Genomic DNA, 21584 nt, shown 5'->3' with positions numbered 1-21584 from the left:
CATGCCGTCAGGCATCGGTGACTGCTCGCTCCCTGTTCGTCGGGCCAGGGAGGCCGGTGCCGATGGGGTCGCAGGGCCCCGCGGGGCCGGGCAGGACCGCCGCGGGGGCGGGAGGGGGCGACACGGGGGCGTGTTCGGGCCGCCCGGCGGTCAGGGCCTGCCAGAGGCCCAGCGCCCGGCGGCGCAGCCCCGCGGCGAGGCGCCGCAGCACGTGGCGGCGCCACAGCCGGCGCATGGCCGCCCCGGGAGCGGGATCGTCGCCGCAGTGCCAGGCGAGTTCGCCCGGCGGCGACGGTTCGGGCAGGGCCGGCAGGGGGAGGGAGCGCAGGGCCGGCAGAGGCAAGGAGTGCAGGGCCCGCAGCGGCAGGGAGCGCAGAGCCGGCAGGGGCAGGGTGCGCAGGGCGGTGAGCGGCGCGTAGTTCTCCACCAGGAAGGTGCGGCCGACGAGGGGGCGCGGGGCGGGCACCGGCCGGTGGGTGAGGCCCAGGTGCAGAGCCCGCACCACATCTGTGCCCGTGCCGTCGGCGAAGAGGCGGAACTGGGCGCCGGCGCGCGGATTGAAGTCGATGAGGTGGAAGTCGCCGGTGCGGGCGTCCCTGCGGAAGTCGAGGTCGAAGATCCCGCGGTACTCCAGGGCCGAGACGAGCCGGGTCGCCGCCGACCACAGTCCGGGGTGCGCGATCCACTCGCCGCTCACCGTGAGCCCCGCCGAGCGCGGCCAGGAGCGGTGCTTGCGGCCCGTACCGCCGCCGCGTACGACGCCGTCGTGCCCGGCACAGCCCTGGACGAACCAGTCCGCGTCCCCGGCCGCCCCGGGCACGAACGCCTGGAGCAGCAGCGGGCTGCCCGCATCGCCGCGGCGCTCGAACAGGGCCACGGCCTCCCGCGCGGAGTCGATCACGGTGGTGCTGCGCAGGCCCGCGTCCTGGGGGAGCAGCCAGGGGCGGCTCCACTTGGCCACGGCGGGGAGTCCGGTCCTGCGCACGGCGCGGGCGGCCTCGGCGGCCGACTCCGGGGCCAGGGTGAACGGGTGGGCCACGCCCGCCTGTTCGCACACCTGCGCAAGGGTGGCCTTGTCCGCGACGCGCTCGGCGGTGTTCCCCGCCGGGCGGGGCAGCAGGTAGAGGTCGCTCAACTCCGCGTGCAGGGCGCTGACCGCGAGGGCGCCCGCGTCGTCCAGGGGGATCAGCACGGCGGGCCCGCGGAGGTGGCGTGCGACCCGCCGCAGGACGCGCGCCACCTCGGCGGGCGGCGCCCCGGGGGTGGGCGGCGGATGCATCCGGTGCAGATGTCGCGAGTGCCGTACGGGACTTCCGTCGTCGTCGGCCACCAGATGGACCTCCACGCCCGCGCGCCCCAGGGAACGTACGGCGCCCAACGTCCCATGGTGAAAGGGATTGCGGTCGATCCGCAGAAGGACCGCGGGAATCCGTGTGTCAAGAGGAAGCAATTTCGTCCTCCCTGCTCGATCGCCCTTGTGGGCGAGGTGGCGTAATCAAGGATTAGAAGCCCTATTGGCGCAATAGGAATACAAATGACGGTGCATCAGTATGTGAGTCCGGAAGAAGGAGGAGCGGTCATGGCCCCAGGGAGCGGACGACGCAGACAACGGCTGTCCTTCATCGCCGGCGCGATTGTCGCGTCGGTGGCCATCGCCGCCGCGCCGGCCCATACGGCGGGCGTCATGCGCGACGACGGGCCACCCGTCCCCTCGCCCTCGTCGAGCGCGCCCCCGGCATCGCCCACGCCGGGCGGGAGGGCACCCGCGTTCGGGGCCTATCTCGACTACGGGACGGACGGAGTCGAGCGCATGGGGGAGCTGAGCAAGTGGCTCGGCGGCATCGAACTCCTGGTCGGGCACACCTATCTCCCGGGCGACCGCTGGAGCAACATCGCCGGGGCGCCGAACTTCCTTGAGGGCTGGGCGGATTGGCGCAAGAAGAAGGACGAGAGGCTCTTCGTGCTCAACGTCCCCATGCTGGAGAGGAACGAGGAGCGCGTCGGGGACGCCGAGGTCGCGGCGCTGCTGCGCAGGGGGGCCGCCGGCCACTTCGACGATCACTTCCGGGTGCTCGCCCAGCGCCTGGTCGACCTGGGCGTGCCCGAGACGGTGATCGTGCTCGGCTGGGAGATGAACGGCACGACCTACACCCATCGGTGCGGCCCGGACCCGGAGTCCTGGAAGAGGTACTGGAACAGGATCGTCACCACAATGCGGTCGGTGGATGGACAGAAGTTTCAGTTCGACTTCACGCCCAACAGGGGGCGTGACGCCATTCCGTGGACGCAGTGCTATCCCGGCGACGAGTCCGTCGACATCATCGGCATGGATTCGTACGACCAGCCGCGCGGAATGTCGTTCGACGAGCAGGTCAAGGAACCCTATGGGCTCCAGGATCACATCGAGTTCGCGGCCGCCCACAAGAAACCCGTCTCGTACCCCGAATGGGGCCTGTTCCGCAACGGTGACAACGAAGAATACATGCGCGGCATGCTGGAATGGATGAAGGAAAAGAAGCCGCTGTACAACACCCTCACCGACTACTGCCCCCACGGCGTGTGGCAGTGCACGACCAACCCCAGTGCCTCCGCGGTCTACCGGGACCTTCTCTCCCAGGGGCTCGAAGACCTCGTCGAACCGGCCGAGTCGGCCACACTGGTCGGACCGGCCGAATCGGCCGACCCCGCGAAGCCGCCCGCGTGTTCCCCGACACGCGCCGGCCAGTGGGCCGGGCCCTGGCTGGGCAACAGGTTCTGCTTCCGGTTCGACTTGGCCAAGGGCAAGGGCGGCTACTGACCCCGCCGGGCCCGCCGCTCCCGCAGCCGCCGCTTCGCCCACTCGCGGGCCGACGCGTACCCGACCGCGGTGGACAGGAGCGGGGCGGTCCGCCTGCGGGCGAGGAGGAAGCGCTGGTTGGTGACCGGGTCGGGGCGCCAGTGGTGCTTGTACGGCTCGTTGCCGCGCAGCAGGCTCAGCGCGCGGCGCTGTTCGCCGCCGGTGTGCCGGGTGGTCGCGTCCAGGAGCATCGTGGCCACGTCGACCTTGCGCTCCCTGAGGCTGGGGTGGGCGCCGTACAGGTAGCCGCCGGCCAGCCTGCCGGAGAGCAGCGTCAGATCGGCGGCCAGCACCTCGCCGTCGAGCCGGAACTCGGTCACCACGGCCTCGCCCGCGGCCACCATCGGCCGCATCGATCGCAGCAGGTGCTCGCGGAAGCGCGGCTGGAGGTGCTCGGAGGTCACCTTCCTGCCCTCCCACTGGAGCTTGTGCAGGTGCAGCAAGGTGTGCAGGGAGGTCTCCACCTCGTCGGCGGGCACGACGCGGCTCTCCACGCCGAGCGCGGACAGCTTGCGGATCTTGGCGCGGGCGCGCTGGGCCCGCGGTGTCGGCAGGCGCTTGAGCAGCTCGTCCATGGGCAGCGCGGGGAGTTCGAGGCAGGGCGAGTCGGCCAGCGCCCGCTTCGGCCCCTCCCAGAGCCCGTAGACGCTCTCCAGGCAGGCGCCCGGCCGCACTTCCCCGAAGTCGATCAGCGCGGTCCCGGCGAGTGCGCGCAGGCCCGCCGCGAGCGCCCGCGCCCCCGCCTCGCGGTGGGCGTCGTCCAGGAGCACGTCCGTGAAGTCGGAGATCGCGCCCCCGAGCGGCTTCAGGACCGAGCCGCGTACCCGCATCAGCGGGGCCGCCGCGACCAGCCGCTCCCCGTCGCCGACCAGCACCACCCGCAGCCGCCCCGGCCGCCCGTAGGACCGCCACCAGGAGGAGAGCCACGCGTGGCTCTGGAACGGCGTGGCCGCCGAGCAGGACCGGTACAGCCGCCGCCAGGCGTCGGCGAGCGCCTCGAACTCGGCCTCGTCCGCGCACACCCGCGTCGTCAGGGCGCCGCCCCGCGCGGCCGTCACGGGGCGCTCCTGGCCAGGGCGGACGCGGGGCTCGGCACGGAGGCGCCGGGGGCCGCTTCCGTGCGTCCGCGCGGGCGTACGAGGAGGGCGAGGCCGCCGAGCAGGCCGCCCGCGCAGCCGCCGACCAGGGCGGTCACCCCGGTGGAGAGCGTGGAGGGCTCGGTCGGGTCGAGGGCCCGGGAGAACGGCAGCAGCTTGACCTGGGTGCTGTCCTTGGAGTGGTTGGCGCCCGTGGACAGGGAGCGGGCCACCGCGTTGGCCGCGAGGGCGGCGTTCGCGGGTCTCGTGGCCGACACGGAGATCGCGATCATCGGCGCGTCGGGCGAGGTGGCCACCTGGATGCTGTCCTGGAGCCTGGCGGGCGACATGCCCGCCGCAACCTGCGCGTCACCGGTCACGGCGAGCTGCTTCGCCACCCGGCCGTACGCCTGGGCGAAACCCAGGGCCGTGGCCGGGTCGGACTTGCCCTGCGGCACGGCGACCACGTAACTCGTGGCCGTGTACTGCGGCGTCTTGAGGACGCCGTACCCGGTGCCGGCCAGGAGGCCGACGAGCGCGCAGGCCGGCAGGGCACTCCAGCGGGGCAGCCGGGCGGCGCGGGCGCGCAGGGGGGCGAGACGGGCGCGCAGGGGCGCGAGACGGGGGCGCGGGCCGTCGGGGTGTGGGCCGTCGGGGCGCGGGCGCTCGTTCGGGGAGTCGCTCATCGAGGGGTCACCTCCAGGGTCTGGCCGGAGACAACCGACGTGTAGACACGCATCAGTTGGTCGGCGCTGCGGGTGATGCTGTAGTGCTGTGCCGCGGCCGGTACCGGGCGGCGCGAGGGGATGCCGCCGCGCAGGCCGTGCAGGGCCAGGGCGAAGGCGTCCGGCTCGCTCGGGCAGTGGGCGGCGTCGGCCCCGACGTCCGCGGGGAGGTCGTCGATGGCGGGGCACGACGAGTGGAGGACGGGCAGGCCACTGGCGAGCCCCTCCACGAGCGCGAGGCCGAAGGCCTCCTCGGGGGACGGCGAGGCCAGCGCGTCCATGGCGGAGAGCAGCGAGGGCAGGTCGGGCACGCAGTCGGCGGCGGTGCCCTCCTCGTGGCCCGCCTCACCGGCGAACCGCACCCGGTCGGCGAGGCCGAGCCGCTGGACGAGGCCCCGCAGCTCCGGCTCCGCGGGACCGGTGCCCACGAGCAGGACGATGACGTCGCGCGGCAGCCGGGCCACCGCGCGCAGCAGTACGTCGAACCGCTTGCCGCCGGTCAGCCGGCCCACGCCCCCGACGACGAACGCCGACTCCGGGAGGCCGAAGCGCTTGCGGACCAGGACGCGGGCGGCCGCGTCGAAGCGGAAGCGCCGCACGTCGATGCCGTTCGGCACCACCTGGATGCGCTGCCGCGGCACCCCCCAGTTGGTGAGGCGCCGCCCGACGGCGGGGGAGACGGCCACGGTCATCCGCCCGAGCCGTTCCCCCGCGAGGTACAGCGCGCGGACCCCCTTGGTCAGGGGCCTGCCCTCCATCTGCGACTCACCCAGGGAGTGTTCCGTTGCCACCACCGCGCGCACCCCGGCCATGCGGGCCGCGACGCGTCCGTAGAGGCAGGCCCGGTACAGGTGCGTGTGGACCACGTCGTACCCGCCGGTCCTGATGAGCCCGCTCAGCCGGGGCAGCACCTTGACGTCGCGGTTGCCGGCCATGCCGAGGTCGGTGACGCGGGTGCCGTCGGCCACGATGCCGCGCGCGACGGTGCCCGCGTTGGTCAGCGTGACGACGTCGCAGTCCGTCGGCAGATGGCGCAGCAGCAGGCGCAGTTGCTGTTCCGCGCCGCCCACGCCGAGCCCGGTGATGATGTGCAGGGCCTTCATGCCGTCACCGCCGAGGCGTCGAGCGCGCGGTGCCTGAGCCGGTTCGTGCGCAGCTTCAGGCGCAGCCGCCAGGCCGTGTCGCTCTGGCCGATGTGTACGCGGGGCAGCGCGAGGGGGCCGGTCAGCGGGCCGGGGGCGATGGCGCAGGCGTAGCGGTACCCGGCGTCGTGCACGGCCATGAGCACCCGCTCGTCCACGTGCCCGTACGGGTAGCAGAACCCCTCGGGTTCCTCGCCCGTCACGTCGGCGAGCGCCGCCCGGCTCCCCGCGGTCTCGCGCCGCAGCGTCCGGTCGTCGGCGGCGGTCAGGTCGACGTGGGTCATGCCGTGCGAGGCGATCTCCATGCCCTCGGCGGCGGCGTGCCGGATGCCGTCGGCGTCCAGGAGCGGCTTGCGGGGGCCGAGCGGGTCCCAGGCGTTCTCCCCGGCGAGGCGGCCCGGCAGCACGAAGACGGTGGCCGTGCACTCGTGGCGGCGCAGCAGGGCGAGGGCGTGTTCGGTGAAGTCGCGGTAGCCGTCGTCGAAGGTGAGGCCGACGAGGTTGTGCTGCCGGCCCCGGGCGCACGCCTCCATGAGGTGCCGCATCGACACCCCGCGCAGCCCCTGGCGCCGCATCCAGCGGAGCTGGGCGTCGAGGCGGTCGGGGGCCACGGTGATCTCGTACGGGTCGTCGGAGGGGTCCGCCACGGAGTGGTACATCGCCACCCACGCCGGGGTGCGGGGTGTCCGGAGCCGCAGGAAGGGCTCCGCGTCCGAGGGGGCGGGCGGGGTGAGGTCAACGGACATGACGCGGCTTTCCTGTCACTGAGCGGATCACTGAGCGGGTCACTGAGCGGAGTGCGGACGGCCAGGGCTGTGCCTTGAGGAGCAGCCCCAGGAGTACGAAGGAGACGGTGACCACCGCGCCGCTCGCCGGGACGGCGAGGACGGGCCGTCCGATCCCGCCCTCGGTGAGGGCGCCGAGCACCGTCGCGCAGGCGGCGGCCACGGTGAGCCGGGCGAGCTGCGGGAGCACCGCCCGCATCCTGACGGGCACGGTGCGCGGGCCGAGGCCGCGGAACAGGAGCAGGGCGGTGACGCAGATGCCGATGGCGTTGGCGGCGGCGATGCCGTGGACGCCCCAGGTGCCGACGGCCAGGAAACCGATGCCCGCGGTGGTGACCAGGCCGATGAACATCGCGTAGAGCGGGACCCACGTCTTCCTCGCCACGGAGAAGTGGGCTCTGGCGAGCGCGCCGACCATGGTGTGGCCGAGGAGGCCCAGCGCGTAGACGCGCATGACGGAGGCCGTGATCCCGGTGTCCCGTGCGGTGAAGTGGCCGCGCTGGAAGAGCAGTTCGATGAGGGCGGGCGCGCTCGCGATGACCGTCGCCGCGCCCAGGAGCACCATGCAGCCCGCGAGGACGAGGTCGCGCTCCACGCGGTCCCTGGCCCGCTCGGTCTCGCCGGCCGCCAGCGCGCGGGCGACGACGGGGAAGGTGACGGTGCAGAGCATGAGGGACAGCACCATGGGCATCTGCGCGACCTTCTGCGCGTAGTTCAGGTGCGAGATGGCGCCCGCGGGCAGCGAGGACCCGAGGAACCGCTCGATGAGCACCTGGGACTGACGGCACAGCGCGAAGAAGAGGACCGTCCAGATGAGCGCGGTCTGAAGCGTCGCCTCCGAGGCCGCGGCCGTGCTCTTGGCCGAGATCCTGGCCGTGTCCTCGGTGCGCCGCCGTAGCTGCCGCCAGAGCGAGGGCGCCTGTACGAGCGCCATGAGCGCGCCGCCCACCGCGACCCCGGCCGCCGCGGCCCGTACGCCGAAGGGGGCGGCCAGCAGGAACAGGGCGGCGATGATGGCGGTGTTGTACGCGACGTACACCGTCGCGGGGGCCACGAACCGCTGGTGTGCGCGCAGGGCCGCGCTGCAGTAGCCGGTGAGCCCGAAGGTGAAGGCGCACGTGGCGGTGAGCCGCGTGCAGTCCACGGCGAGCCGGGGGTCGGGCAGCCCGGGCGCGAGCAGCTCCACCACGGCGGGCGCCGCCGCGACGAGCAGCAGCGCGGCGCCCGCGAACCACAGGGACATCCGCGGCAGCGACGCCCGCACGAGATCGCGTACGGGATCGGAGTCCGGCTCCTGTGCCCGGCGGGCGAGGGCGAGGCTGAACGCCGGTACGAGGAAGAAGGCGAGCCCGTCCTCGATGAGCAGCGTGGCGGCCAGCTCGGGCAGGGTCCACGCCACGAGGAAGGCGTCCGTGTCCGTACCGGCACCGAAGAAGTGCGCGAGCGCCTGATCCCGCACGAGCCCGAGCAACGACCCGGCCACGGACAACGCGGCGGTGACCAACGCGGCCTTGGCGACGAAGGAGCCACCGGCTTTGCCCGACCCGGCCCCTGCCCCGGGGCCCGCTCCGGCCCCGGTAGCGGTGGGCGTCGGGGGCGGGGGGAGTGGCAGTGGCGGCTTCGGTGTTGTTCGTGGCGCGGTCGTCATCGCGGGGCCGCCTCTCGGCGTGAGGCCAGCTCTCGGCGTGAGGCCAGCTCTCGGCGTGAGCCCAGCGACCACCACGCCACCATGCCGAGCACGACCGCCGTCAGGACGGTGGAGGGCCCGCCGATGTCCGCGTAGAGGAAGTCGATGAGCTGCCGGATCAGCAGGCCGCAGGCCAGCAGCGCGCAGTCGAGGCGAGGACCGCCGGGGCTGCCGCCGAAGGGGCCGGCGCGCTCGCCGTGCCATCTGCGCAGACCGCGGACGAGGAGCGCCAGCCAGCCGCCGGCCAGCGCGAGCAGACCGAGCAGGCCCTGCTCACCCAGGACGAGCAGGTACATGTTGTGCGGGGAGAGCAGCGGCTGGCGGACGAAGTCGCTGCCCGCGCCCGCGGTGTCGCTCGCGGAGGACAGGGCGAGCGAGGCGTGGCCGTCACGGTGGTCGGGGAAGCCCTTGAGGCCCACGCCGGTCACGGGGTGCTCGCGCCACATGTCCGCCGACGCCGCCCACATCGTGTACCGGTCGGTGACCGACTGGTCGGGCGCGCCGGTGACCTCGGTGATACTGCTGAGCCGCTCCTGGAGCAGCGCCGAGCCGAGGCCGAACCCGGCCACCAGGACCACGGCCGCCGCGCCCCCGGCGAGCAGCACGCGGCCCGCGCGGCGCGCCCCGGCGAGGAACAGCACCGCGGTGCAGGCCGCCGCCGTGGCGATCCACGCCCCCCGGCTGAACGACAGGGCGAGCGGCACGGTCAGCAGCGCGGCACAGGCCACGGCCGCCGACCGCTGGCGCGGCGCGTACGGGCGGAAGGCGAGCGCGAGGGAGCAGACGAGCCCGTAGGAGACGACGGTGGCCATCCCCATGACGTCCGTGGAGCCGAAGGTCCCGACGGCACGGATGTCCTCGCCCGCGTACGAGGCCCCGGTGCCCGTGAGGTTCTGGTGCACGCCGAGCGCGCCCTGCCAGAGCGCCAGCGCCACCAGCGCCCAGGCGACGAGCCGGAGCTGGCGCGCGTCACGGATCAGGATGAGCACGGCCGCGGGTACGAGGACGAAGATCTGGAGGTAGCGCGCGGCCCCCGCGACCCCGGTCGCGGCCGACGAGGCGCCGAAGGCGGCGACGGTGACGCCGATGACCGGCAGCCCGAGGAGCACGGCGGCGGTCCTGGTCAGCGGGCGCCGCCCGGTGCGCACGAGGTGGACGACGCAGGCGGCGACCACCAGGGCGGAGACCGCGTCGGCCACGGTGCCCGTGCCGCCACCGCCTCCGGCAGCCTCGCCGCCGGCGGGCAACGGCAGCGCGAGCAGCGCGACGAGGAGCACCACCGGCAGGGCCGTGGCGTCGCGCCGCAGCCCGCGCAGGGCGGCGTCGAGCGACCGGGGCCGGGGCCGGGCCCGGGGGAGGGAGGGGGAGAGGGAGGGGGAGGGGGCGTGGGTCACGGGCCTCAGCTCCCCGTGCGGCGCACGAGGCAGCCGACGGTGCGCAGCAGGATGCAGAGGTCCTGCCAGAAGGACCAGCCGTCGATGTAGGCGTTGTCGAAGCGGCACCGGTCCTCGATGGAGGTGTCCCCGCGCAGACCGTGGATCTGGGCGAGCCCGGTGATACCGGTCGGCATCCGGTGCCGCTGCGCGTAGTGCGGGTAGGTCTGGCTGAACTGCGCGACGAAGAAGGGGCGTTCGGGGCGCGGCCCGACCAGGCTCATGTCGCCGCGCAGCACGTTCCACAACTGCGGCAGTTCGTCGAGGGAGGTGCTGCGCAGGAAGCGGCAGAACGAGCTCATCCGGTGCTCGTCCGCGACGCTCCACCGCGTGGCCGCCTCCTGCGGGTCGGCGGGCCGGTGGGTGCGGAACTTCAGGAGGGTGAACAGCCGCCCGTCCTTGCCGACGCGTTCCTGCCGGAAGATGACGCCGGGCCCCTCCGTGGTCCGCAGGACCAGTGCGCAGGTCAGGAGCGCGGGCGAGGCGACGATCAGCAGGACGCCGGAGACCGCGAAGTCCAGGAGCCGCTTGCACCAGCCCGTCCCGCGGTCCTGGGCGGGCGGCAGCGGGCGGCAGTGGAACCCCGCCACGCTGTGCCGGGCGCTCTCCCGGGGCGGGGCAAGGCCGGGCCCGCGCGGGTCGATCTCCCACAGGTCGCAGCCGAGGCCGCGCAGGGCGGGCAGCCGGTCGGCGAGCGCGGGGCCCTGGCCGGCGAGCAGCAGGACGGCGCGGACGTCGTTCTGGATGACGGCGCGGTGGAGTTCGTCCTCCGTGCGGAGCACCGGGAGTCCGGGCGCGACGGGCGGCTCGGTGCCGTCCTCCTCGGCGGCCCGCTGCTCCCCGGCCCCGGCCCCGGCCTTGGCTCCGGCTCCGGCCCCTGCCTCGTCCACGACGCCCACGGGCCGCATCCCGCAGCGGGGCCGGCGCAGCAGGGCGGCGGCCACGGCCTGGGCCTGTCCGCCGGGGCCGAGCACCAGGACGGGCCGGGGTCTTCGCAGGGCGCGGGCGCGCAGGTGCCGGTGGACCAGGGCACGCCCGCAGACGCCGATCAGGCACTGCGCCGCGGTCACCATGAGCAGCGTGCGCGGGGCGAGCGGCGGCGGGTCCACGGGCAGGGCGGGCGCGAGCGCCGCGACGAGGGCCCAGCCGAGCGCGACGCGTCCGCAGAGCGAGGGCACCTCGTCGAGCGTGGCGGGCAGGGCGGTGCACTCGTACAGGCGCCCCCGCGCGTTCAGGGCGAGGACGCCGACGACGAGCAGGGGCGCGAGCACGGCGTACTGCCGCGGCTCGTCGAGCAGGAGCATGCCGAGCAGCGCGGCGGCGACGTCGACGGTGACCAGGGCCGCCGCAGGGCGCCATCCGTGCGCGGGCCGCCCGGCAGGGGCCCCGGTGCGCGGGTCGAGGGCGCCACGGGGTGCCACGACGACGGGCGCGGCGGGGGCGTGCTGTTCCTGACGGGGTTGTCCTGAGGACGAGGCGACGGTTCGTTCGGCACTCACGTGGTCGTGAACTCCCTGTACTTGGTGGGCGCCGGGCCCAGCAGCTCGCGGTAGACCAGGTCGACCGCCGACGCGGTCCGCCGGGCGTCGTGGTGATCGAGGACATGACGGCGGCCCCGCCGCCCGAGCGCGGCCCGCAGCGAGCCGTCCCGCAACAGGGCGAGCAGGGCCCGGGCCAGCGCCGCCGGGTCCATGGGCGGTACGAGGGCGTGCGCGCGGTCGGCGGGCGGCAGGCTCTCCCTGGCCCCGTTCACGTCGGTGACCACCACGGGGCGGCCACAGGCCATGGCCTCCAGCGGGGCCAGGGCCATGCCCTCCCAGCGGGAGGGCAGGACGACCACGTCGGCCGCCCGGTACCAGCGGGCGGCGTCGTCCGTCGCCCCCGCGAACAGCACGGTCCTGTCCGCGAGCTCCCGCAGCCCGGCCGCGTCGGGCCCGTCCCCGACGAGGACGAGGCGGGCGGCGGGCAGCGCTTCGGCGACGGCGGCCCAGGCGCGGAGCAGGATGTCCTGGCCCTTCTGTCTGCACAGCCGGCCCACGCACACCACGAGGGGGGCCCGCGCGAAGGAGTCGGGCAGCAGCAGGTCGCGGGCGTCCGCCCGGCGGCCGGGGGTGAAACGGCCGACGTCCACCCCGTTGGGGATCACGGAGTACGCCCCCGTGACGCCCGCCCGGCGGCCGGTGAGCCACTCGGCCTCGCTGACGCAGATGACGCGGTCCGTCCAGCGGGCGGCGCGCCGCTCCCAGCAGCGGGTCAGCGGCGCCATGACGCCGCCGACCGCCTCGAAGGACCAGGCGTGCGGCTGGAAGACGGTCGGGACGCGCCCCCGCAGGGCGATGCGCGCGGCGAGGCCGGCCTTGGCGCTGTGGGCGTGCACGAGCGCCGGCCGTACGGAGGCGATGACGCGGGCCAGGTCGCGTACCTCGGCGGCCAGTTGTGGCCCCGGGGAGCGCGAGGCCGTCCACGGGTGGCCGCGCACACCGCCGTCGGCGGTGTCCCAGATCCGGGCCAGCGGGCCCTCGTCCGGACAGGCCACGTGGACGTCGGTGCCGGCCGCGGCCTGGGCGCGGGCCAGGTCGGTGACCACTTGGGCCACGCCGCCCTCCACGGGCTGGCTGACGTGCAGGATCCGCGAGCCCGGGGAGTGACGCATGACGGCGTTGGCCTTCCGACGTGAAGAGCTCTGAACCACAGCGGAGATGGAGTATTTGCGGAATGGAGATATTTACAGTGAATGCTCGTATCTGACGTATATGACCGAAATACCCCAAAGGGAAGCGCAACTGTAGCTCGATGGAGGAGCGCCTCCGCCGATCCCGGAACGTGTGTCGGATCGGTGAAGGGCGTGGTGAGGCGGGGTCGATGGCGACGACACGCGTATCCGGCGGGCACCCCCGCCCGCCGGTCGACGCGTCAACCTGCGTCCTCGCTGTCAGCAGGGCGCACATCCCACATCACTCGTCCGGGCGCACAACTCGTCGTCCGGCTCGGCAGTTGACCCCCGTATACGGGCATCCCGCCCGTACGTCACACCGTCGCCAAGGAGCAGCACCCCATGTCCCGTACCACCAAGGCCCTCGCCTTCTCCGCAGCCGCCGCAGCCGCCGTGGCCGGATCCGCGGGTGCCGCCGTCGCCGACGCCGGCACGGAGGGCATTGCCACCAAGTCCCCCGGCGCGCTCTCCGGCAACGTCGTCCAGGCGCCGATCCACATCCCCGTGAACGTGTGCGGCAACACGGTCAACGCCGGCGGTCTGCTGAACCCGGCGTTCGGCAACAAGTGCGTCAACCCCTGACGCGTCGCCCGAAGAACGGCCGTCCCCGCACGAGCGGGGGCGGCCGTTCTCGCGTACGCGGGCCGCTGTTCCCGCGTGCGGGGCCGGGGCGGACCGGCTGTGCGGTGCGGTGCGGTGCCCCGAATGGTGGGCCGCCGGACGGGCAACCCGACTACCCGTCACATACCGGCCCCACCTGCGCCGATGCCGCCTCGGGCGCGGCGGGGCCCCGGTCCGGGGGAGCCGCTCGGTTGCGGCGTGCGCGCGCCGCTCGCACGGTGATCAGAAGATCCCGACTTATCACCGAAAGGCTGTGACCTATGCGCGCTCTGCCCGTACGGCGTATCGCGACCACCACCCTGTGCGCGACGCTGCTCCTCGGCACGGCCGGCCCCGCGCTCGCCTCCGCAGACAACGCTCCCCGCGAGGAGACCCGGACCGCGCCCCGCGCACCCGTCCAGACACCGGAGACCATGCTGGCCGAGGCGAAGCGGCTGCATGACGCCGGCGGTGTCATCACTCCCGCGGCCGACCTGCTGACGGCGGTGCTGGAGGCCAAGGGCTACAGGCTCTCGGTGGCGCAGGCCGACAAGCACGCCGACGCCGTGCGGGCGGAGGTCCGCAAGGCCGCCGCCAAGCCGCACGCCCTCCCGGCCAAAGGCTCCGCCGCCAGGGCCCCGGAGCCCCCGGCGGGCAGCCTCCCCGCCCTGACGAAGACGATCGACAACCTGCTCAAGGCCACCACGTCCGGTGACGTCAAGGGCGTGCTCACCCAGGCGCCCACGCTCGTCACGGGGCTGCTCCAAGGGGTGCTCGGCGGCCTCGGCGGCGCCGCCCAGCCGGCCGCCCCGGCCACCGCCCCGCTCGCCCCGGCCGCCCCGGCCACCGCCCCGCTCGCCCCGGCCCCGGGACCGGAGCTGACGCCCACGACCTGAGCGGAGGAGGACGGCAGGCGGCCTTCACACGCGTGGCTCCGCTGAAGTTTCCCGGCCCAGGGGTTTCCGTACGGGCCCGTGCTCGTTGGTCCCGTGAAGCGTCACGACCCGACGGGCGACACGCGTTGCCACAGAAAGGAAGCACGATGAAGGCCACGAAGGCCATGAAGGCCGCCGCCGTCCTTGCCGGTTCCCTCGCCGTCGCCGGCTCCGCCGCGCCCGCGTTCGCCGCCGAACCGGCGCCCGCGGACCCGGCGCCCGCCGCCCCGAGGGCCGGACTCGACGCGCTCATCAGCGACACCCTGCACCAGGCCACGCCGGTGGGCACGACCATGCTCGACGCCGAGCACAACGAGTCCACGGTCAACGCGGTCAAGGGCGTCACCAACGGCCTGACCTACGAAGGCGGACCCGGCAAGCTCATCGGCGGCCTTCCCGTCGGCAAGTAGAGCGGCCCGCGGGAAACCCAGTTCGACCCGGCACCGCCCCGTGGCCCCGCCCGGGTGACCCCATCGTGTGATGGCCGCCCGGTCCTCCGCCACCTGGGTGACAACGGAGCCGGTCACGCCCCCGGCGTCTGTACGGTTCGCCGCATGATCCCAACTCCCGGCGGACAGCGCCCCCTTGGAGCAGCCGATCCCGGAACCCCGGCCGCGTCCCCGCCCCCGCCGACGCGCGCCGCGGACCTGCCGCGCCGGGTACCGGCACAGGCCGCGGGCGGCGCGCGCGCCGCGGCCACCGTGCCGCCCTCCGAGGAGCCCGGCCGGTGGTTCGGCGCGCTCCTCATGATCACCGGGGCGGCCGGACTGCTCTCGGCGTGGGTCATCACGTTCGACAAGTTCAGGCTGCTCCAGGACCCGGACTTCCGGCCGGGATGCAGCCTCAACCCGGTCGTGTCCTGCGGCAACGTCATGCAGAGCGAGCAGGCATCGGCCCTCGGGTTCCCCAACCCGCTCCTCGGCCTCGTCGCCTACGCCATCGTGATCGGCGTGGGCGCGAGCGTGCTGGCGGGCGCCCGCTTCCCGCGCTGGTACTGGCTGACGCTCCAGGCGGGCACGCTCTTCGGGGTCGGCTTCTGCACCTGGCTCCAGTTCCAGTCGCTCTACCGCATCAACGCGCTCTGCCTGTGGTGCTGCCTGGCCTGGGCCGCGACCATCGTCATGTTCTGGTCCGTGACGGCGCACAACGTACGGCGCGGTTTCCTTCCCGCGCCCCAGGCGCTGCGTACCTTCGCCGCCGAATTCGCCTGGGTACTCCCCGCCCTGCACATGGGCGTCATCGGCATGCTCGTCCTCACGCGCTGGTGGGAGTTCTGGACGAGCTGACAGCACGAAGCCCCCGGTGGACGTCCACCGGGGGCCGGGGGGCCGCTCTCGGCGGCCCCGGGAACTCACTTGCCGTGGCCGCCGTGGCCGCCGTGCTGGTCGGCGTTCACGCACTTGTTGCCGAAGGCGGGGTTCAGCAGGCCGACGACGTCGACGGTGTTGCCGCAGACGTTCACCGGGACGTGGACGGGAACCTGGACCACGTTGCCCGAGGCCACACCGGGGGAATCGGTGGCAGCGCCGTGCGCGCCCGCGTCCGCCAGGGCCATGCCTGCGCCACCGAGCACGACGGCACCGGATCCGAGGGTGGCGGCGGTGACCTTCGCGATGCGAGACATCACGTTCTCCTTTGACTTGGCAGAAGCGGCTGCCTACACGCAACCGCACGTCTGCTAACGCGAGTCGTCAACACGAAGTCACGGCGACGCCGCCACACAGGGCTGATCCGAACGACAGGCCCTGGGTCACACACGGCCGCCGACGACGCAGGAGCTGCCGTACCGCCAGTCGCAGTCGGGGGCGTCGACGACGGAGGCGTCCCGTACGGACTGTCCGCTCTCGGAAGTGGTGGTCGCCGCCGGGGCGGGCCCCGTGGGCGTGGCCGCCGCGGACACGATTCCCAGCAGGAGGACCAGGGCCAGGGCCAAGGTCACAAGCGGCCTGGTGAGCTGAGCCGACACGTCCGGTCTCCTCGTGATCGACGTAACCCGAGACAGAGTGATGGTGCACAGATGTCACTCAAGATCGCATGACGGCCACACCCGGTGAGGTGCGGTGGGGTGACGTGCGGCGACACCGGCCCCGGCTTCGGCGACGAAGACGCCCCGGATGGTTACGTTTTGTCACCGTTCCGCATCCCCGGTGACAGGAGCCCCTGTGAAGATCGATTGCGTCGGCGGAGGCCCCGCGTCCCTGTACCTGGCCGTCCTGGCGAAGCTCCAGGACCCGGCCCACGAGATCACCGTCCACGAGCGGCACGCCGAGGGCACCCGCCACGGCTGGGGCGTGACCTTCTGGCCCGACCTCCTGGAGGAGCTGCGGGCGCACGACCCCGAGTCGGCCGCGGCCATCGCCGAGCGGTGTGTGAGCTGGCGCGGCGGCTTCGCCCACGTCGGCGAGCGGACCACCGCCCACGACGGCGACCTGGGCCACGCCATCGGGCGCCACCAGATGCGGGCGGTCCTCGCGGACCGGGCCCGCTCCCTCGGCGTACGCCTGGAGTTCGGCAGGGAGATCGGCGGCCGCGGGGACCTGCCCGACGCGGACCTGATCGTCGCGGGCGACGGCGCGCACAGCAGGCTCCGCACGGCCCAGGCGGAGCACTTCGGCACGCGTGTGACCACCGGTGCCAACCGCTTCATCTGGCTCGGGACGACCCGCGTGTTCAAGGCCTTCACCTTCGCCTTCGTGGAGACGGAACACGGCTGGATCTGGTGTTACGCGTACGGGTACAGCGGCGGGCACAGCACCTGCGTGGTGGAGTGCTCGGCGGCCACCTGGGCGGGCCTCGGCTTCGACCGGCTCGCCCACACCGACGCCCTGCGCCTCCTGGAGAAACTGTTCGCGGAGCCGCTGGACGGCCACGGGCTGCTCGGGCGCGACGACATCGAGGGCCACGCGCAGTGGCAGGCCTTCCCGACGGTCACCAACGCCACCTGGTCCCACGGCAACCTCACGCTGATCGGCGACGCCGCCCACACCACGCACTACTCCATCGGCGCCGGCACCACGCTGGCGCTCCGCGACGCCGTGTGCCTGGCGGGGGAGCTCAGGGGCGTGGGCCCGCGGGAGCTGCCCGAGGCCCTCGCGCGCTACGAGCGCCGACGCCGACACTCCCTGCTCGCGGTCCAGAGCGCGGCCCGGCACAGCGCCCAGTGGTACGAGAACCTGCCCCGCTACATCGGCATGCGGCCGGAGCAGATGTTCGCGCTCCTCGGCCAGCGCCACTCGCCGCTGCTGCCCTATGTGCCGCCCCAGATCTACTACCACCTGGACCAGACGGTCGGCCGCCTCAACTCCCTGCGCTGGCTGAAGCAGCGGCTGGGCCCGCGAGTGGCGCGGGCTCTCCAGGGCCGCAGGCCGCAGTCCTGAACAGGCCGCAGTCTTGACCAGGCCGCAGTCCTGACTCCCGGGGCACGGTGAGTGCAAATGCCATGCGTTCACCCGAATGGCCCACTCGGGCCGGGGCGGATGTCACCGGCCCGATCGGCCCCGTTGCCGGGGTGGCGCGGCCTGACGGGGCGCTCCCCGTACGCTCCGTGACTCCTCGCCTTGCGGGGCGGGCTCCGGGGGCGCGCGATGGACCTGAGGCGTGCGTCGTCCCGTGGCGGATTGGTTTTCGCCCGTCGCATGCTCCAAGGGAGTGATCACCCATGACGCAGGGCGAGGCCTTCACCAACCCTGACGCACTCAAGGGCCTGACAGCTTATGACCGGACCGGCGAGAAGGTGGGCAGCGTCGAACGCGTCTACCTCGACGACCGCAGCGGCCGCCCCGAGTGGGTGACCGTCAAGACGGGCCTCTTCGGCATGAAGGAGAGCTTCGTGCCGCTGTCCGGGGCGCGCCTCCAGCAGGACGCCCTGCATGTCTCGTGCACCAAGGAGGCGGTGAAGGAGGCGCCGCGGGTCGACGCCGACGAGCACCTCGACCCCGGTCAGGAGCACGAGCTGTACGCCCACTACGGCCTGACCAGGCCCGGCAGGGCCACCACCGGCACCGGCACCGGCACGGGCACAGGCATGGCCGCCGGCATGTCGACGGGCGGGCGCCCGATGGCCGGAGCCACCGGCGGCCGCGAGTACGCCATGCGTGGCACGGAGCGTGACGACACCAAGGCCCAGGACATGATCCGCTCCGAGGAGCGGCTGCGGGTGGGCACCGAGGACGAAGAGGTCGGCCACGCCCACCTCCGCAAGACGGTGGTGAACGAGGACGTCACGACGTCCGTGCCGATCTCCCACGAGGAGGTCCGCGTCGTACGCGAGCCGATCCGCGAGGGCGACCGCTCGCGCGCCGACATCGGCGAGGCGGAGACGGAGGTGACCCTCCACGCCGAGCACGCGGTGGTGAGCAAGGAGTCCGTGCCGGTCGAGCGCGTCCACCTGGAGACCGAGCGGGTGACGGAGACGCAGGAGGTCTCCGGCACCGTCCGCAAGGAGCAGATCGAGTTCGACGACGAGACGAAGGGCGGCCGCCGCGGCATGAAGGGCGACCGCCGGGGCATGAAGGGCACCGACGACTGGCACGACCGCAAGCAGGGCCCGACCCACTGACCCCGCTCCGGCGGCCCGCCCGCCGCGACACGTGAGGGCCCTCACCACTCGGTGAGGGCCCTCACGCGTACCGCCCCTCTGCCGGGCGACGGGTGCGAGGTCAGAAGTGCAGCATCGACATCAGCTCCGGGCTCCGTACGCCCGGCTGTACGGAAGGGACGTCCGCGCCGGGCTGGATCCATCCGGCTCGTTCGGCCGCCGCGACGGCGGCCTTCTCCGCCGCGTCCGCCGCGGAGTTCAGTTCCTCGTCCGCGCCGAGGTGGCCGGCGCCCGCTGCCGCCGCTGCCGCCGAGGAGGCTTCGAGCGCGGCCCGGCACGCGGCGCGGGACGGTTCGCCGTCACCGTCACCGTCACCGTCGCCGTCGCCGTCGATGAGCTTCGCCAGTTGGGCGGCCTGCGCGGCGGAGGCGGCGGCGTTTCTGGCGCAGCGGGAGTCCGCGGCCGGGTCGGGCGGGGCCTCGGAGAGCATGGCGAGCGCCTGGGCCGCCACCCGAGCGGCGTGGGCGGCCTTCCAGGCGGTGTTCTCGTCGGCGGGTGAGCCGCCCCGCCGCTCTCCGGCGCCCCGCCGCTCTCCCGCGCCGCGCCCGATGCGGTGGCTGATGCGGTGGCTGATGGCGGCCGCCCGGGCCGCCGCGCTCTCGGCCCGCGCGGCGTGGCCTTGCCTGAGAGCGGCCGCCGCCGGTTCGCGCGCCCCACGGTCGCGTTCGCTCATGGGCCTCTCACTCATGGGCCTCTCCGCTGTTCGGTGGGAGACGGACGTGCCGGGCAGGGTGGCACGCCGGGGCGCAACAGACCAGACATGCGTGCGCTGTTGCCGTCGCAGGGGTGAGCCCATAACCTCGATCTGATGGGTCGTCAGAAACCGGCAGTGGCAGGGGGCACAGCAGTGGAGAACACCGAGGTCGGGGCCAAGGAACTCCCTCGCGTCATCAGCGTGGACGACCACGTGATCGAGCCCGCGCACCTCTTCGAGAAGTGGCTCCCGGGCAAGTACCGCGACCGGGGGCCGAAGCCCTTCACCGCGGGCATCGGAGAGCTGGAGTACATCGGCGGCAAGTACACGTTCACGACCGACCCGCAGGGCCAGGTCACCGACTGGTGGGAGTACGAGGGCGAGATCTTCCCGTACAAGCGCATCATCGCCGCCGTCGGCTTCTCGCGGGACGAGATGACGCTCGACGGCATCACGCGCGAGCAGATGCGCCGCGGCTGCTGGGACCCGAAGGCCCGCCTGGCGGACATGGACCTCAACCACGTCGAGGCCTCCCTCTGCTTCCCGACGTTCCCGCGCTTCTGCGGGCAGACGTTCTCCGAGGCCAAGGACAAGGAGGTCGGACTCGCCTGCGTCCGGGCGTACAACGACTGGATGGTGGAGGAGTGGTGCGGCGACAGCGGCGGAAGGCTGATCCCGCTGTGCCTCATCCCGCTGTGGGACGTCACTCTCGCCGTCGCCGAGATCCGGCGCAACGCCGCGCGCGGCGTGCGGGCCGTGACCTTCAGCGAGATTCCCACGCACCTCGGCCTGCCGTCGATCCACTCCGGCTACTGGGACCCGTTCTTCGCGGCGTGCGAGGAGACCGGCACGGTCGTGAACATGCACATCGGCTCGTCCTCGCAGATGCCGGCCGCATCACCCGACGCGCCCCCGGCCGTTCAGGCCGCCCTGAGCTTCAACAACGCGATGGCGTCGATGATGGACTTCCTCTTCTCCGGGGTCCTGGTCAAGTTCCCCCGCCTCAAGCTCGCCTACAGCGAGGGCCAGATGGGATGGATTCCGTACGCCCTGGAGCGCGCCGACGACGTATGGGAGGAGCACCGGGCCTGGGGCGGGGTCAAGGACCTGATCCCGGAGCCCCCGTCGACGTACTACTACCGGCAGATCTTCTGCTGCTTCTTCCGGGACAAGCACGGCATCGCCTCCATCGAGACCGTCGGCGTCGACAACGCCACCTTCGAGACCGACTATCCGCACGTCGACTCCACCTGGCCGCACACGAAGGCCGTGGCCGAGGACCACGTGGGCCACCTCCCCGAGGAGGTGGCGTACAAGCTGCTGCGCGGGAACGCCATCCGGATGCTGGACCTCCCGTTCGACCGGAACCTGTAGGCCGCCGCCGGTCGCCGCGGCCGCCGTCAGCGCAGGGTCTCGGCGTCGACGCGGGAGAAGACCAGTTCGCTCTCGCCGACGATCGGGCCGCGCCACCGCACCGGCGGCTCGGGCCGGCGCAGGGAGCGGGGGTAGTTCTCGGGCCGGTAGTCGGTGGGCAGGCGATAGGTGTGAAAGCCCTGACCGGCCATGGTCGACATCAGCTCGTCGATCGAGTCGCCCAGCGCGGCCATGCGGTCGGGGGTCACCTCCACGGCGATCTCCACATCGGTCCTGAGCCGCCCCAGGGCAGGAGCGAGGCCCCTGATGACACCGCCCTCTGCGCCCTCGACGTCGATCTTGATGACGCGCGCCCGGGTGAGTTCTTCCTCGTCCAGGATGTCGGGCAGCGGCCGGGCCGCCATGTCGAAGCTCGACTCGGCAGGACCGTCGTACGGGACGATCGAGTTCGCGCCCATGTTGTGGGAGCTGGCGAGCACGAACGTCAGCGTCTTGTGGCTGTCGGAGACCGCCGCGTTGACCGCCCGGACGTTGTCGCAGCCGTTGAGCTCGACGTGCCGCAGCACGCGGTCGTGGAAGCCGGGGGACGCCTCGATGGCCACGACGTGCCCCGTGCCGCCGACGAGGCGGGAGCCGAGGACCGCGAAATAGCCGATGTTGGCGCCCACGTCGATGAACGTGTCCCCGGGCCCGAGCCGGCTCTGGAGCCACCGCGTCATATGCGGTTCCCACACGCCGTAGAGGCTGATGAACCGCTGGATGAGGTCGCGTGAGTCGCAGGCGAAGCGGGCACCGAAGCGGGCTTCGACCACCCGCCGGCGGGGATGGTCGCGCAGGTACGTGTTGAGCCACCGGGCCGCGAGCGGCCCCTTGAGCAGTGACCCGGGCGCGTTGCGTACGTATCCGCGGCCGAGGGTGGCAAGAAGCTCTGACGTGCGGCGGGGCGAAGCGGGAGGCATAGCCGTGACCGTACGAGCCCCGCCACGG

At 73.4% G+C, this 21584-nt stretch carries 21 protein-coding genes; 8 read left to right on the top strand and 13 right to left on the bottom strand.

The window, feature by feature from the left end:
- Positions 1 to 7: 7 nt before the first annotated feature.
- On the bottom strand, positions 8 to 1450 hold the full coding sequence (locus ACRAKF_RS18755) for a carboxylate--amine ligase (RefSeq protein ID WP_447038310.1): 1443 nt from the start codon (positions 1448 to 1450) through the stop codon (positions 8 to 10).
- Between the two features lie 129 nt (positions 1451 to 1579).
- Between ACRAKF_RS18755 and ACRAKF_RS18750 the strand changes: the two genes are divergently transcribed.
- A complete protein-coding gene (locus ACRAKF_RS18750) occupies positions 1580 to 2797 on the top strand; it encodes a glycoside hydrolase family 26 protein (protein WP_447038309.1) in 1218 nt (405 codons plus the stop codon).
- Here the strand turns inward: ACRAKF_RS18750 and ACRAKF_RS18745 are convergent.
- The 8 genes from ACRAKF_RS18745 to ACRAKF_RS18710 are packed head-to-tail and all read right to left on the bottom strand — an operon-like array spanning position 2791 to position 12337.
- Entirely contained in the window at positions 2791 to 3894 is a 1104-nt protein-coding gene (locus ACRAKF_RS18745; RefSeq protein WP_447038308.1) for a GNAT family N-acetyltransferase, read from the bottom strand. The two genes, ACRAKF_RS18750 and ACRAKF_RS18745, sit on opposite strands and share 7 nt — an antisense overlap.
- Entirely contained in the window at positions 3891 to 4598 is a 708-nt protein-coding gene (locus tag ACRAKF_RS18740; RefSeq protein WP_447038307.1) for a lipopolysaccharide biosynthesis protein, read from the bottom strand. Before ACRAKF_RS18740 ends, ACRAKF_RS18745 begins: the two co-directional genes overlap by 4 nt.
- The gene (locus tag ACRAKF_RS18735) at positions 4595 to 5740 is read right to left on the bottom strand and encodes a glycosyltransferase (RefSeq protein ID WP_447038306.1); all 1146 of its coding nucleotides are present in this window, start codon (positions 5738 to 5740) and stop codon (positions 4595 to 4597) included. The genes ACRAKF_RS18740 and ACRAKF_RS18735 overlap by 4 nt, the downstream gene beginning before the upstream one ends.
- Positions 5737 to 6525, bottom strand: a complete 789-nt coding sequence (locus ACRAKF_RS18730) for a polysaccharide deacetylase family protein (protein WP_447038305.1) — start codon at positions 6523 to 6525, stop codon at positions 5737 to 5739. The genes ACRAKF_RS18735 and ACRAKF_RS18730 overlap by 4 nt, the downstream gene beginning before the upstream one ends.
- Positions 6515 to 8212 (bottom strand): murein biosynthesis integral membrane protein MurJ, encoded by a 1698-nt coding sequence (gene murJ, locus ACRAKF_RS18725; protein WP_447038304.1) that lies wholly within the window; start codon positions 8210 to 8212, stop codon positions 6515 to 6517. Before murJ ends, ACRAKF_RS18730 begins: the two co-directional genes overlap by 11 nt.
- A complete protein-coding gene (locus ACRAKF_RS18720) occupies positions 8209 to 9645 on the bottom strand; it encodes an O-antigen ligase family protein (RefSeq protein ID WP_447038303.1) in 1437 nt (478 codons plus the stop codon). The genes murJ and ACRAKF_RS18720 overlap by 4 nt, the downstream gene beginning before the upstream one ends.
- A 5-nt stretch (positions 9646 to 9650) precedes the next feature.
- Positions 9651 to 11183, bottom strand: a complete 1533-nt coding sequence (locus tag ACRAKF_RS18715; RefSeq protein ID WP_447038302.1) for an exopolysaccharide biosynthesis polyprenyl glycosylphosphotransferase — start codon at positions 11181 to 11183, stop codon at positions 9651 to 9653.
- The gene (locus ACRAKF_RS18710) at positions 11180 to 12337 is read right to left on the bottom strand and encodes a glycosyltransferase (RefSeq protein ID WP_447038301.1); all 1158 of its coding nucleotides are present in this window, start codon (positions 12335 to 12337) and stop codon (positions 11180 to 11182) included. The genes ACRAKF_RS18715 and ACRAKF_RS18710 overlap by 4 nt, the downstream gene beginning before the upstream one ends.
- Positions 12338 to 12739: 402 nt before the next feature.
- Between ACRAKF_RS18710 and ACRAKF_RS18705 the strand changes: the two genes are divergently transcribed.
- The 4 genes from ACRAKF_RS18705 to ACRAKF_RS18690 all read left to right on the top strand — a co-directional run bounded on the left by ACRAKF_RS18705 (position 12740) and on the right by ACRAKF_RS18690 (position 15218).
- The gene (locus ACRAKF_RS18705) at positions 12740 to 12979 is read left to right on the top strand and encodes a chaplin (RefSeq protein ID WP_447038300.1); all 240 of its coding nucleotides are present in this window, start codon (positions 12740 to 12742) and stop codon (positions 12977 to 12979) included.
- 299 nt (positions 12980 to 13278) lie between these two features.
- On the top strand, positions 13279 to 13893 hold the full coding sequence (locus tag ACRAKF_RS18700) for a hypothetical protein (RefSeq protein ID WP_447038299.1): 615 nt from the start codon (positions 13279 to 13281) through the stop codon (positions 13891 to 13893).
- 146 nt (positions 13894 to 14039) lie between these two features.
- The gene (locus ACRAKF_RS18695; protein ID WP_447038298.1) at positions 14040 to 14342 is read left to right on the top strand and encodes a hypothetical protein; all 303 of its coding nucleotides are present in this window, start codon (positions 14040 to 14042) and stop codon (positions 14340 to 14342) included.
- Between the two features lie 144 nt (positions 14343 to 14486).
- Positions 14487 to 15218, top strand: coding sequence for a vitamin K epoxide reductase family protein (locus tag ACRAKF_RS18690; protein WP_447038297.1), 732 nt, complete (start codon positions 14487 to 14489; stop codon positions 15216 to 15218).
- Between the two features lie 65 nt (positions 15219 to 15283).
- On the opposite strand, the gene ACRAKF_RS18685 is transcribed toward ACRAKF_RS18690, so the two are convergent.
- Together ACRAKF_RS18685 and ACRAKF_RS18680 are read right to left on the bottom strand one after the other, a co-directional pair.
- Positions 15284 to 15556 carry a chaplin gene (locus ACRAKF_RS18685; RefSeq protein WP_447038296.1) on the bottom strand — a complete coding sequence of 91 codons (273 nt, stop codon included), beginning with the start codon at positions 15554 to 15556 and terminating at the stop codon, positions 15284 to 15286.
- A gap of 126 nt (positions 15557 to 15682) precedes the next feature.
- Positions 15683 to 15898: a hypothetical protein gene (locus ACRAKF_RS18680; protein WP_447038295.1), complete on the bottom strand. Its 216-nt coding sequence runs from the start codon at positions 15896 to 15898 to the stop codon at positions 15683 to 15685.
- A 196-nt stretch (positions 15899 to 16094) separates the two neighbouring features.
- Between ACRAKF_RS18680 and ACRAKF_RS18675 the strand changes: the two genes are divergently transcribed.
- Both ACRAKF_RS18675 and ACRAKF_RS18670 read left to right on the top strand, forming a co-directional pair.
- Positions 16095 to 17309, top strand: a complete 1215-nt coding sequence (locus ACRAKF_RS18675) for an FAD-dependent monooxygenase (protein ID WP_447038294.1) — start codon at positions 16095 to 16097, stop codon at positions 17307 to 17309.
- A 281-nt stretch (positions 17310 to 17590) separates the two neighbouring features.
- Positions 17591 to 18490, top strand: a complete 900-nt coding sequence (locus tag ACRAKF_RS18670; RefSeq protein ID WP_447038293.1) for a DUF2382 domain-containing protein — start codon at positions 17591 to 17593, stop codon at positions 18488 to 18490.
- Between the two features lie 100 nt (positions 18491 to 18590).
- Here the strand turns inward: ACRAKF_RS18670 and ACRAKF_RS18665 are convergent, their stop codons facing one another.
- Positions 18591 to 19217, bottom strand: a complete 627-nt coding sequence (locus ACRAKF_RS18665) for a hypothetical protein (RefSeq protein WP_447038292.1) — start codon at positions 19215 to 19217, stop codon at positions 18591 to 18593.
- A gap of 120 nt (positions 19218 to 19337) precedes the next feature.
- Here ACRAKF_RS18665 and ACRAKF_RS18660 point away from each other — a divergent pair, with 120 nt between their 5' ends.
- Entirely contained in the window at positions 19338 to 20597 is a 1260-nt protein-coding gene (locus ACRAKF_RS18660; protein WP_447038291.1) for an amidohydrolase family protein, read from the top strand.
- A 26-nt stretch (positions 20598 to 20623) separates the two neighbouring features.
- On the opposite strand, the gene ACRAKF_RS18655 is transcribed toward ACRAKF_RS18660, so the two are convergent.
- Complete coding sequence (locus tag ACRAKF_RS18655) at positions 20624 to 21556, bottom strand: FkbM family methyltransferase (protein WP_447038290.1); 933 nt, start codon at positions 21554 to 21556, stop codon at positions 20624 to 20626.
- Positions 21557 to 21584: the final 28 nt, after the last annotated feature.

This window comes from Streptomyces sp. DSM 118878, from assembly GCF_052936595.1.
Note: the sequence above shows the minus strand (reverse complement) of the source record. Positions and strands in the feature narration are given on the sequence as shown.